The 12,706-nt window shown below is 38.0% G+C and carries 10 protein-coding genes and 1 pseudogene; 5 read left to right on the forward strand and 6 right to left on the reverse strand.

Annotated elements, in window-relative coordinates:
• On the forward strand, positions 1-793 hold a 793-nt coding region (locus AXF17_RS05760), incomplete at its 5' end, for a YeiH family protein (RefSeq protein ID WP_237049012.1).
• A 336-nt stretch (positions 794-1,129) separates the two neighbouring features.
• Entirely contained in the window at positions 1,130-3,568 is a 2,439-nt protein-coding gene (locus tag AXF17_RS05765) for a hypothetical protein (RefSeq protein ID WP_094234200.1), read from the forward strand.
• Positions 3,569-3,709: 141 nt separating this feature from the next.
• Here the strand turns inward: AXF17_RS05765 and AXF17_RS05770 are convergent, their stop codons facing one another.
• From AXF17_RS05770 to AXF17_RS05780, 3 genes are read right to left on the reverse strand one after another with little or no spacing between them, the layout of a single operon-like run.
• Entirely contained in the window at positions 3,710-5,059 is a 1,350-nt protein-coding gene (locus AXF17_RS05770) for an MATE family efflux transporter (RefSeq protein WP_094234201.1), read from the reverse strand.
• Positions 5,060-5,104: 45 nt separating this feature from the next.
• Positions 5,105-5,866: a YibE/F family protein gene (locus tag AXF17_RS05775; protein WP_094234202.1), complete on the reverse strand. Its 762-nt coding sequence runs from the start codon at positions 5,864-5,866 to the stop codon at positions 5,105-5,107.
• The gene (locus AXF17_RS05780; RefSeq protein WP_207651539.1) at positions 5,859-6,899 is read right to left on the reverse strand and encodes a YibE/F family protein; all 1,041 of its coding nucleotides are present in this window, start codon (positions 6,897-6,899) and stop codon (positions 5,859-5,861) included. Before AXF17_RS05780 ends, AXF17_RS05775 begins: the two co-directional genes overlap by 8 nt.
• 147 nt (positions 6,900-7,046) lie before the next feature.
• Here AXF17_RS05780 and AXF17_RS05785 point away from each other — a divergent pair, with 147 nt between their 5' ends.
• Together AXF17_RS05785 and AXF17_RS05790 are read left to right on the forward strand one after the other, a co-directional pair.
• On the forward strand, positions 7,047-7,772 hold the full coding sequence (locus AXF17_RS05785; RefSeq protein WP_237049013.1) for an alpha/beta fold hydrolase: 726 nt from the start codon (positions 7,047-7,049) through the stop codon (positions 7,770-7,772).
• A 59-nt stretch (positions 7,773-7,831) separates the two neighbouring features.
• Positions 7,832-8,530 carry a hypothetical protein gene (locus AXF17_RS05790; RefSeq protein WP_094234205.1) on the forward strand — a complete coding sequence of 233 codons (699 nt, stop codon included), beginning with the start codon at positions 7,832-7,834 and terminating at the stop codon, positions 8,528-8,530.
• A 101-nt stretch (positions 8,531-8,631) separates the two neighbouring features.
• Here the strand turns inward: AXF17_RS05790 and AXF17_RS05795 are convergent, their stop codons facing one another.
• A complete protein-coding gene (locus AXF17_RS05795) occupies positions 8,632-9,453 on the reverse strand; it encodes an undecaprenyl-diphosphate phosphatase (RefSeq protein ID WP_094234206.1) in 822 nt (273 codons plus the stop codon).
• Between the two features lie 352 nt (positions 9,454-9,805).
• On the opposite strand from AXF17_RS05795, the gene AXF17_RS05800 reads away from it, so the two are divergent.
• Positions 9,806-10,690, forward strand: a complete 885-nt coding sequence (locus AXF17_RS05800) for an alpha/beta hydrolase (protein ID WP_094234207.1) — start codon at positions 9,806-9,808, stop codon at positions 10,688-10,690.
• Between the two features lie 85 nt (positions 10,691-10,775).
• Here AXF17_RS05800 and AXF17_RS05805 read toward each other — a convergent pair whose 3' ends face one another.
• Positions 10,776-12,179: a sodium-dependent transporter gene (locus tag AXF17_RS05805; protein ID WP_094234208.1), complete on the reverse strand. Its 1,404-nt coding sequence runs from the start codon at positions 12,177-12,179 to the stop codon at positions 10,776-10,778.
• 403 nt (positions 12,180-12,582) lie between these two features.
• Positions 12,583-12,706 (reverse strand): annotated as a pseudogene (locus tag AXF17_RS05810) (IS200/IS605 family transposase); the annotation flags it as partial.

Genomic DNA, 12,706 nt, shown 5'->3' on the forward strand with positions numbered 1-12,706 from the left:
CGGAGTTCAATCGCTACCGATTATCATATGTACGATTTCTACATCGCTGATAATAGCATATATCATGCACAAGGTTATGAAAGTCGATGCAAATTCTGCTACGCTTGTTGGTGTAGGATCATCAATTTGCGGAGGGTCAGCTATAGCAGCGACAGCACCGGTAATTGACGCTTCCGACGATGAAGTGGCACAAGCTATATCAGTTATATTCTTCTTCAATGTAATTGCTGCGCTTATCTTCCCGATATTCGGTCATGCAATCGGAATGAGTACGACGAGCGGTGAAGCCTTTGGTATCTTTGCAGGAACTGCAGTTAATGATACATCATCGGTAACGGCAGCGGCTTCTACCTGGGACAATATGTGGCATCTGGGAACGCAGTCTCTTGACAAGGCGGTAACTGTTAAGCTGACCAGAACACTAGCAATAATACCAATTACGCTGATACTTGCAATCTATACTGCAAAGAAAAAACGCAGTGCTGAAAAAGACTCAGTAAACGAAAACTCGTTTAGCCTAAAGCGTGCCTTTCCTATATTTATCATGTTCTTTATACTCGCATCGATAGTAACTACAGTCGCCGTATCAGCTGGGCTAGATGCCAAAATATTCGAACCACTCAAGACACTTAGCAAATTCTTCATAGTTATGGCAATGGGTGCAATTGGCTTAAATAGCAATATTATGAAGCTGATTAAGACTGGTGGAAAGCCTCTTATGTTAGGAGCGACATGCTGGATAGGAATTACGATAATGAGTTTGTTGCTTCAGTATGTGATGGGACTTTGGTAGTATATGTTCGTAACAAATAAGAAGTGATTTACCCATAAAAAAATATAGCCTGAACAGCAATGGAATAAAACTACTATGCTTGTTCAGATTTTTATTATGTTTATTAAATTGTAGTAGCTAATTTAATAAAGCTTAGTAATCAGAAAATCTGTAATAATTTATTAAATTATGGAAAACTTGTAATAAATTAATAGGTGTTATGTGTAGATTTTTTATACTCGTGGTGGTAAAATTTTTATGGGTTAGTTAAAGTTAACTAACTATATAACTAACCCTGTAGTATTATTTAACACGCTTTTGATTGCATGTATTTATCCATTAAGGAGGAATAAGTAGATGAAGAAAAATTGGTCGAAGAAGTTTCTTACCGCAGCCTTAACATCCAGTATGTTGTTCAGCATGGGTGCCGCTAACTCGTTCGCAGTTACTGGTGACCAGGTTGCTAAGGACAAAGTATATACGGGCTCCGGTAGAGTAACAGAGGATCCAAACTCCGTTTGGCGCGGCTACGACATCAGTCTCAAGATGGAAGTAAAAGACGGGGTTATCAAATCCATAGAGTGCACACCAGCTGCAAATATGGATAGAATGAATAGTGGATATGTAGATTTAACAAGAATGCAGCTAGCTACACTTGTAGGAAAGCCAGCTACAATTAGTTCTGTCAATGGGTTAGTCGATTCTAACACTGGTGCAACATATTCGCTTAAGGGAGCAAAGAAGATTGCTGTTAAGATGATGCAGGATGCTGAAGCTAAAGAGAACGAAACTGTACCTGTAAATCCTGGCCACAATGATAACCCTAATCCAAACCCCGGTAATAATAACAATCCAACACCAGGGACGAATACAGATCCAAAGACAGGAATCGATGCTATTGCTGACAACGATTATATCTATGGTAAGATTAATTTAGCTTATGCAGATTTCTACTACGGTGAGCTAAACAATCTTAAAAATGGAATTCAGAAAATGGATTTGAATGCTGCTGACAAGGCAGCAAGCTTGAGAGCTCCAGGACAGTATGACGCAGTAACAAGTGCTACAAAGATTAAATCCAAGAGGTTCCCTACAACATACTTTGAGGAAAAGGAAAATGGTGTTGAAATCCTTGGTATTAAGGATGCAAATGTTGCCATCAGAAAGAGCCTATATGTTGAAGCGATGAAGGCAATTAAGGAAGGTAAGTCATCAAAGAATCCATTACTCAACCTCGTAAAGAATTTCAAGGCAAATGAAGATCCTGCTCAGGCTACGTATGAGTACAAGGTTCTGAATGGTGATGGCACACTTTCTGCTACAACCACTCAGGAAGTTCTAGATCCTGATGCTAAGGTGACAGTAAAGACTGGAAGTGTTTGGGGTCACTACCTGGTAAACGTTGATTCCAAGAAAATGCCTAAAGTTGATGAAATCGAAGGAATTATCATTAAGACTAGCGATGGCAAGCAGTATGGAATGGAACATCTTGAAAATATCTGGCTTCGTCCTAACGAGTTCTCATTTGCTGTAAAGAAGGATTTCGTAGAGCCTCACGGAAATACCGTTGACTATAAGCGTCACGAAGATTTACAGGGTAAGAGAATAACTCAGATTCGCTATCTCGTTAGAGATAAGGCAGATCTCGTAATTAATACGAATGTACTTTGTAAGACTCTTAACGACGAGAAGTACGGTGCAACTATCAAGGATGCAGAATTCAAAGATGGAGTAACTGTAACATCTGATATAAAGACACCAGCAGGTAGTAACTATAAACTTGCAGCTATTTATAAGGGCAGAAATACTCTAGAGCAGGGCAAAGATTACACTGTATCAGGTAATAAGATTTCTATTAAGGAAACAGAAAAGACTGGAATGGGAACGTATACAGTAGTATATGAGGATGAGAAATATGCTGACATCGAGACATCCTTTAACCTAAGATCCAAGTATCAGGATGGCGACGTTAAGCTTGCAGACAATAAGCTGACTCTTCCAGAAGGACTTTCACAAGAAGACTATGCTTCAACTATCAGTACAGTTTTTCTTGATGGAAAGAGAGTAAAGGGCCGTGATCTATTAAAGACAATATTTAAAGAAGACGGTTCAGTAAATTTTGATGCAAAGCTAAAGAATAAGGATGGTTCTGAAACTCCAATTTTCAAGAAGGGAGCTGCAGGAATCTACACTATAGAGCTTAAGTCAGATAGACACCCAAGTGTAAAGAGTATGGTAGTTGCCCCTGGCACTAAGGATACTGAGGTTCAGATGATTGATGCTGAGCACGCAATCAAGAAAGTATTCCTAGGTTACAATGTTCCAGGATATAATCTAAATGATTATGACTACGAGGCTTATGACATTTCCATGAGAGATGGCACTGACAGCAAGGTTCAGCCAGACGCTGGTAAGAAGGTTAAGGTTCAGATTGAGCTAAAGAAAGTTGATCCAGAAAAGCTTGTAATTCTCCACGATAAGGGAAATAAGCAGCTTGAAGAGATTAAGGACTTCAAGATTATCGAAGGAAAGAAGATTGAATTTGAAGTAGATCATTTCTCAAACTTCTTCTTTGCTAATAAGAAGCCAACTAGCTCGGTAGTAGCAAATTCATCTTCATCACAGAAGGCTTCTCCAAGCAATGCCATAAAGCCTGCAAAGCACGGTAAGCACATGGGTAAGGTGGTAAAGACTAGCGACTCAAGTTCAGTAACCCTATACTCGTTAAGCATTCTTGTTGCAACAATGCTAGTAGCAGTGACAGTTTATGCTAGAAGAAAGAGTAGCGAAAAGTAAGGTGCTTTAAAGCATAATAGGAATCTAAATAGAGATTTAAACTTTACTACTATCAGATAAATTAAATAAGAGCTTGTCCATGCGGTTTAAACACTGATTGATAAGCTCTTATTTATATTTTTATATCTTGAAAATTAAAAATTAGTATTCATATTTCTTACGCATAAGTGCGAGGCAGAATATTGATAGTATGAAGGCTAAAATCTCCGAGAGGGGATTAGACCACCAGATTCCTTCAATCCCCATTATCAGCGGTAGGAATATTACGAACGAAAGTTTAAATACGAAAGTTCTGAGGAACGAAATTAATGCCGATAGCCATCCGTTACTAAGTGCAGTGAAGAATGACGACGAAAATACATTTATACCGAGAATAACAAAGCATACCGTGGTGATTCTCATAGCATGAACAGTCATATCTAACAACGCTTCATCATATGCAAAAAATAGTCCAGATAGAGGCCTTGCAAATAATTCTCCAAATAGCAGCATTGCTATTCCTGTTCCGGTTAAAAGTTTAAAGCTCTTGTTAAGTATATTACGTAGCTCGCTAGGGTTCCGAGCACCGTAATGATAACCGATAATAGGACCGCATCCCATGGCATATCCAATATAAATTGCTGCAAAAATAAATAGCACATACATTAGTACTCCATATGCCGCAACCCCGTCAGAACCAACGTATTTAATGAGCTGAGCATTATAAAGCATGCTTACAAATGAAGAAGTAATACTCGTTACCATTTCCGAGATCCCGTTACCGCACGCCTTGAAAATCGGTTGTAATTCCAATCTACATTTCACTAGACTTAATAAGCTAGTGTTCGGTTTTATAAAGTAAATAATCGGTATTGCGGCTCCAACCATTTCGCTCATACCTGTGGCAACAGCTGCACCTGCGACACCCCAGTTAAATACATAAATAAATAGGGCATCGAGAATAATGTTAGACAGGCCGGCTATTACCGTAGTCAAAAGACCTAAGTGCGGCTTTTCGGCAACTACAAAGAAGTCTTGGAAACAGTTTTGTAACATAAAGAACACATTGAAGCACATACTTATGCGTCCGTAAGTAACGCAGTCCTGCATCATGCTCGAATCAGCACCAAGTGCAAGACATATGTTGTCCATAAATATATATGCCAATATGCAGACTATGGTTCCTGTAATAGTAGTTGCTCCGATTAGCATTGTAAAATATTGGTTGGCACGTTCATTTCGCTGCTCGCCAAGTGTCTTTGCAACTAGTGCTGCACCGCCAGTACCAACCATAAAACCGAGTGCACCAACGAGCATAACGACAGGCATAACGAGATTTATAGAAGCGAATGCCGTCTTGCCAACAACATTAGAAACGAAAAGACCATCTACGATAACATAAACTGAAGTGAATACCATCATCCCGATAGAAGGGAGGACAAAACGTATCAGTTTATAGTACGTAAAATGGTCGGATAATTGAATTTTCTCTTTTTTAATTTTAGTCCCCATATGCATATTCTACATGAGTAATAGGAATTGTAAATACATGTATAGTTAAAGGCTTGTATGGTCTCGTATCATAAGTCGCGAGGCAATAATAGCGGAAATAGGTATTATTATTACTGTACCAATTGCACTTATCATGATAGCTATAAATTCTTGAGTAAAATCTTTAGAGTTAATAAGAGTACTCCATGAATAAAATTTAAGAAAATTGATGCACATGATCATGAATTCGCCTGCAAATATAAAGAATAATGTGTTTATATTTGAGCTTAAAATTTTGCTACCGATATTCATGCCAGATTCCACAATTTCAGTACGACTTAATCTTGGATTGTGGCGAATGACTTCATAAATGCCGGAGCAAACTGCCATAGCCGTGTCTATTAATCCGCCGATAAGAATGACGATGAATACTGCTACTTGTACAAGTAGCATATTTATACCTATATTTTCCTCATATCCATTTGATGGTTGAATCTTGACATCACCAATTGTTCCAAAGCCTTGAAGGTGAGCGTGAGTAACCACAAATGATATGAGTAGAGCAGAAAGTAATAATACTATTACTACTGAAATGAATGCACAGACTGTCTTGATATTGTTTTCATTCTGATAGAATATCGTTACGGCTGTGATTAATAGTGCCGAAATCGTCGTGGTAATGGTTATGCTAAAGCCCTGATATATTAGCTCTATAAGCATAGCAAATATCGAAACGTTAATAGCTGTCGTCATCAGCGATTTAGCAGTTCGATCTCCACCGGCAAGTAACGATAGGAGTACAAATAAGATTATGAGTATTTTAATCATGCTTGAGCTCCTTTCTCGTAACTATTGAAGTGACGAAAATTGAAACTAGAATCGCTACTATAATCGAGAGCATTCCTGATAGAGAGCGAACTATATAGAAATATGCATCGTGACTTATTACCGTTCTAAAACTAATCTCGTTCGACATCGAGATTAGGAATACAGGCAAAGTAGAAGCGATATTAGTAAGAAGTACGACGCTTATCATCGTTCCGTTTATATCGTCAGCAACTTCCCGTACAGACTTGAGGAGAGGTTTGAGTTCAATGCCAGGGGTTCTCTCGATTAGTTCCATGCAAGCGGCTGTGATAGTCACTGAAACATCGATAATTGCACCGAGGCAGCCGATAATTATCTGTGCAAGGAAGAAGTGATTTGCATCAGTTTTCGTGAATGGCTCCGGTAGGAAATGAAGAAAATCATAGTCAATATCAGTATTCCAGATTAAGAGCATGATGAGAGTTGATAACAGTAGCGTTGTCAGCAAGGTGGCGGCAAAAGACAGCATCAGCCTATGGGAAATTCCGTCAGAAACAAGCAGGACGAAAAATGTAAACACTATAACACCAGCAATCGTCATGTATAATATATCGAATCCGCGCATATTCATATAAATGATAAGTCCGAATAGAGCTATATTTCCAAGTATGCAGAGTGAGGTGTAGGTACCTTTTTTCCCACCGATAATTATAAGAGCGGCGAGTAAGGTAAGAAAAACAGCAGCTACCCAATAATCACGTTTTACACCGATGATACCAGAATATTCATCATTTAAAAACAAGTAGTCGTGTTTATAGTATTGCTCATCATATACTTTTGACCTGTCGTATGTATTATTAATGTGAACGATCTTTCCTTTGTCACGACTATTTTCTAGGCGCAACTCAATGTCCTGCTTATTTCCACGGTTGTTGACAGCAAGCACCTTAGCGACAGGGGATTTGTACATCCAAGAATTATTAAGGACTAACATGAATAAGATAATGGCTCCAAGTAAGGAAATAACCATTCTTAACAAATACTTTTTTTTCATACTGTTATTATACCGCAGCAGAAAATCAACTGATAGGGTACACATGTCATTTCATTGGAACTAATGTGAAAAAAATTATTATTTTGACGAAAAATTTCACCAAAACGATATTTCAAAACGAATTTAGCTTGATACAATGTAATTATTATGATAAAGCACAACTATATTGAAAAAGGTGAAGGTGAAGTGCTGATTATGCTCCATGGAAATGGCTTAGACAGTAGCTACTTTTATCACCAGATTAACTACTTTTCATCTAAATATAGAGTTATAGCAGTAGATTCGAGAGGTCACGGTAGAACGCCGCGTGGTGATAAGCCTCTCACTATTTTGCAGTTCTCTGAAGATCTAAGGCAATTTATGGACATGCACGACATTAAGAAGGCTCATATTCTTGGGTTCTCGGATGGTGCCAATGTAGCAATTAGATTTGCGATAGATTACCCAGAACGTGTCAATAAACTCGTTCTTAACGGAGCAAATATTAAATATAGAGCTCTCAGGTTTACTGTGCGCGTTGGCATTGAAATACTTGAGTTGCTAAACGCAACATTTAGTGTTAGTCTTGAGAAGCGCAATCTAAGGGTAGAGCGTCTTCGTCTAATGAAAAATGAACCAGTAATCAGTGCTGATGAGCTTGATGATATTAAGTCTAAAACGCTTGTAATTGCCGGTACATTTGACCTGATGTATGGGAGTCATACGAAATTCATTGCGGAACACATACCAAACTCGAGATTGGAGTTTATTCCAGGTAAGCATACGATTGCTCTATGGAATTACGAAAAATTTAACAGTGTTTTAAGTGAGTTTTTATCAAAAAATACAATAGAAAGCGAGAAATCAAACAATTTATATGATAAATTAGTATAAAGAGTATAGTACTTATCTTATATGTAACTGCAACTGGAAATGATAAGTGGGGAAACACTATGTTTACAAAGAAGAATGCCATCATCATATCAGTACTTCTCGCAATATCTGCGTGCATATATGGTCTACAGATACTGATATTTAAAGATGTTAGGAACACGGAGTTCTATATATTTCAGGATATGGCATTTATCCCTATAAGTATTGCAATTACGACGGTTGTAGTCGGTGAGCTGCTCGACATAAACAATAAGCGTGACAGTCGTCTTAAAACTCGAATGCTTACGAGCACATTCTTTAGTGATATCGGTTTTGAACTCATGAGTATGCTTGCACTCGTTTCTAACATTGATGAAGAAGTATTACATAAAATCAATAACGATAATCTATCTGAGTCTGAGAAAATCAACGCTATCAAAAGCAGCACGTTCACGATTAATGCTGACATGGGTATATGTAACATCATCAGTGATGTAATTATCGCATCGAAGACAGATATACTTATACTGTCATCAAACCCTATGCTGTACGATCATGAATACTTCTCAGACCTTTTATGGGAATTACTTCATCTGATGGATGAGTTCAGACTTCGCGGTGACTATGTAAAGATGACTCCTGATGATTTAACTCAATTTAATGATGACTTTGCCCAAGTTCTAGAACTTCTGCTCATCAACTGGGTTATAAATGCTAAGTATCTCAAGGAGACTTATCCAAACTTCTATAAGACAGTTAGCTCATTCTTAGAGAACTAATTCATTAAAGCGGTTTATCATATGTAAATGAAATCATATAAAGCAAAATAAGAAAAAGAAATCCACACGGTGATGAACTGAATCTCGAAAGTGTCATACTCTCAGTTGAAGAAGAAGTACAGAAGAACAACTGCTCCGAGCACAATTCTGTAATAACCGAATACCTTGAAATCGTGCTTCTTAATATAGCTCATCAGCAACTTGATGATAAACATGGAAACGATAAACGCAACAATCATTCCAACTATTAGTATGATTAGTTCATTTTCTCCGAAGTTAAATCCGTACTTGAGAAGTTTAAGTAGGCTGGCGCCAAACATTACAGGAATCGCCATGAAGAATGTGAACTGTGCAGCCGTCTTACGATTTACTCCGATAATAAGAGCGCCAAGTATCGTGGATCCTGAGCGAGATGTTCCTGGAAATACAGCTGATATAAGCTGGAATAATCCGATGATAAAAGCCTGTTTGTAGGTAAGGTCATCGAGACTATTAGTAATAGGTGTTAACTGCTTATTACGGTTCTCCGCTACGATAAAGAGAATACCGATAAGTATCAGCATTATAGCAACTACCTTATAATTGTAAAAATGCTCTTCGATTGCATCATCCCATTTTAGTCCAATGATGACTGCAGGAATACATGCTACGATAACTTTAAACCACATTGACCATACGTCTTTACGTATGTATTTTTTAGATTTATCAGCAGTGAAAGGCCAGATCTCATTCCAGAATGTAATAACTACAGCCAGTATAGCTCCAAGCTGAATTACTACTAGAAACATGCTCATAAAGTCCTTGTTAACATGCATAGGCCAAATCTCATTTATGAGAATCATGTGACCGGTGCTAGAAACAGGTAACCATTCGGTGATACCTTCAACTATACCTAGGAAAATTGCTTGTAAAATTATAGTCATTTTTAACTCCTTTTCTTAACAACCAGTTCATTATACCAAAAAAAAAGAGATTCTGCTCAAAATATAGCAATTTATATATTTACTGATTATTGACTAGCATGTAGCTTTTGGCATAATAAATTATATAAAATTGATTTCAAATATTAGACTATAAAAGTAGATATATAATTGCAATTATGGTATAGAGAATTAAATAACCACAAAATCAAACTACAGAAATCGGTTATTGCAAATAATTTATATTAACTTAAAATATGCAAAGTAACAATTATTGTTACTGTTAATATAAAAAGAAAATTTGGGATTTACTAGAGCTCTCGTTTAAATAGGAGGTACTGCTATTTTTGAATTTATGAAACGTAGCGATAAAGCGTTGCAGATAACATCGGGTAACTGCAAGCCAAGAGATAAGGAATATTTGCTACAATATGAAGAAGCTCTTAAAAGTGAGGCATTGAAAGATCCAGTAGTTGTACATATTAAATCCAGAGATGGTTTAGTGCTTAAGGGAAGACTTTATAAGAAACAAAAAAATAAACCCAAAGCCGTAGTCATCGCTGTCCACGGTTTTCATAGCAGCGGTCTTAGGGATATGGGAAGATTTGCTGATATGTATTTAAGGAACGGATTTGATTATATAATTATATCTCAAAGAAGTCACTTTGACTCAGAAGGCGTATATCTGACTTTTGGTGCGAAAGAATCAAGAGACATTTTAGATTGGGCCAAAATAGTACGTAAAATATATGTACCAGATATTCCGATAATTTTACATGGCGTATCTATGGGAGCGGCTACAGTTCTAATAGCAGCGGGTATATATGAGAACCTTAAAGATGAGAATAGCAAACCTAATCTAGTCTGCTGTATAGCAGACAGCCCATATGACGATATAATTAGTCAAATAGCGTATTTATTAGGAAAAAGGAATAGTATTTACAAAAGTGCAGCAATCGGCTTATTTAAGGCAAATATGCACCTTAAGGCAAAAGCCAAGGCTAGTGATGCATCTCCTATAGCTTCTATGGCAGATATAAAGCTCCCGGTTATGTTTGTACACGGAAAATACGATAGATATGTGTTGCCAGACAATTCAATAAGACTGTACGAGGCATGTAATTCTGATATTAAGGAATTGCTTCTGGTAGAAGGAGCTGGGCATGTGTGTTCATATGTTGTACAGCCAGATAAGTATGAGAAGGCGTTTGTATCATTTGTGGATAATATTATAAAATAAAAGCAAGTAAAGACCCTCCCGATAGGGAGGGTCTTTGAGACTTTGATCATATAATTTATTATCTCATTACGATAATATAATTGTTTTACTTAATGAACGCGTCCTTGAATGATCCGTAAACAATCATAGCCATAAAGAGAGGTCCGATCCACTTGATGCAGAAATTATAGAATCCTCTAGTCTTGAATGTACGTGTTCCACCATTTTCGATTTCATCATCGAGATAGTGAGGTACAAACCAACCAAGTAGGATAGCCATGATTAGTCCAGTTAGTGGCATCAGTACACCTTCAGCGATAGAATCCCATACACTGAGAACGTCTGACTGTCCGAGGATGTGGAACCAATTCATCTTAGGGTTTCCGCCAAGGCAGTCAGCAGTTGTTAGGAAGTTTCCTACGAATGCTGCAAGTGCCATGACAATCGAAACCTTAACTCTGCTAGCAGGCTTACCAGCCTTGATTCTTGAGTCGAGGATAGCAGAGATACCAGCTTCCATCATGCCGATTGAGGAAGATAGAGCCGCGAAGAATACTAGTAGCCAGAATGCGAGCTGGAAGATTTTACCAGCAGCTCCCATTGACTGGAATACAGTAGTCATCGAGATGAATAGAAGTCCAGGACCGCCACCTGGCTTTAGGCCAAATGCGAATACAGCCGGCATGATAGCCATTCCTGCGAGTACGGCTACTAGGGAGTCACCAACAGTGATAATAGCGGCGTTTGACTCGAGGTTTTCCTTCTTACCTAGGTAAGAACCATAAGCGATGATGCAGCCAGAAGCTAGTGATAACGAGAAGAACATCTGTCCACCGGCAAGTCTTGCTACCTCGAAGAAGTTAGACTTCCACATTGATAAATCAGGGTAGAAGAGGAACTTAAGTCCAGGGCCAGCACCAGGAAGCGTGCAAGATCTGATTACGACAGCGATTAGTAGGAAAAATAGTGCTGGCATAGCAATCTTACAGAACTTCTCGATACCACCAGATACTCCTCCGAAAACGATTACCATAGTTAGTACTAGGAATCCTGTCATCCATGCAACAGAGTTTCCAACGTTGCCGATCATGCCACCAAATAGAGCGCCAGGATCACCAGTGTTGAGAACTGAATTCTTCATGAATAGAGCCTGAATTGATTCGAATAAGTACTTAGTGATGTATCCACCAAATGTGCAGTAGAAGCAGATTAGGAACCAAGGAACGATAGTCTGAAGAACACCGTTGAACTTGAATCTGTGGTCAGCTTCTTTGTATGCTTCGATAGCAGCTTTCTGTGTCTTACGTCCAAGAGCAATCTCGGATAACATCAGCGGATAACCTACTACGATAGCAAGAATTGTGTAAATAATTAGGAATGCGAATCCGCCGCCAAGTCCTAGCTTATAAGGGAAGGACCATAGGTTACCAAGACCTACAGCGGAACCAAGTGCAGCCATTAGAAATCCAAAATTGGAATTAAATTGACCTTTATTGTTTTCCTGTTCCATGTTAAATAACCTCCATACATAGAATAATCAAAGTCCTTTTACAAGTACAATTTGATTATAGAGTTGGTATTTTGTGTTGTCAATATGACTTAGTCATCACAAATTCGACACTTTTAAATGTCGTTCGCTCAAACCCTTTTATTTGAGTGGATACACGAAGATTGATATAATTTAAATTATTAAATTAATTTGTGACGTCCATAAATTTTTTAGAAAATAGTTAAATTTTATAAGTCTTATATGGACATAAAAGACTATGGTAAATTTATTTTGTTGTTGAATCATGACCACCGGCTGAGCCGGTGGTTTGCTTTGGCCCTATAAGGGCCTTTTACCTGCTGCATCTTAAGATGCGTTGAAAAGATTCGCCAACCGCACGTACTTTCCTACAAGTCCTAAAGGACTATTTCATCTTCTCTCCTGTGAATGGATCAATATACTCCTTCAACGTCATTTGATCATCTACTATGTCACCTTGAAGTTGTGTACGTATGTATTCAGCTATTTTCTTTTCGTTTTTACCTACT

Source organism: Mogibacterium pumilum (assembly GCF_002243385.1).
GTDB classification, from domain to species: Bacteria; Bacillota; Clostridia; order Peptostreptococcales; family Anaerovoracaceae; genus Mogibacterium; species Mogibacterium pumilum.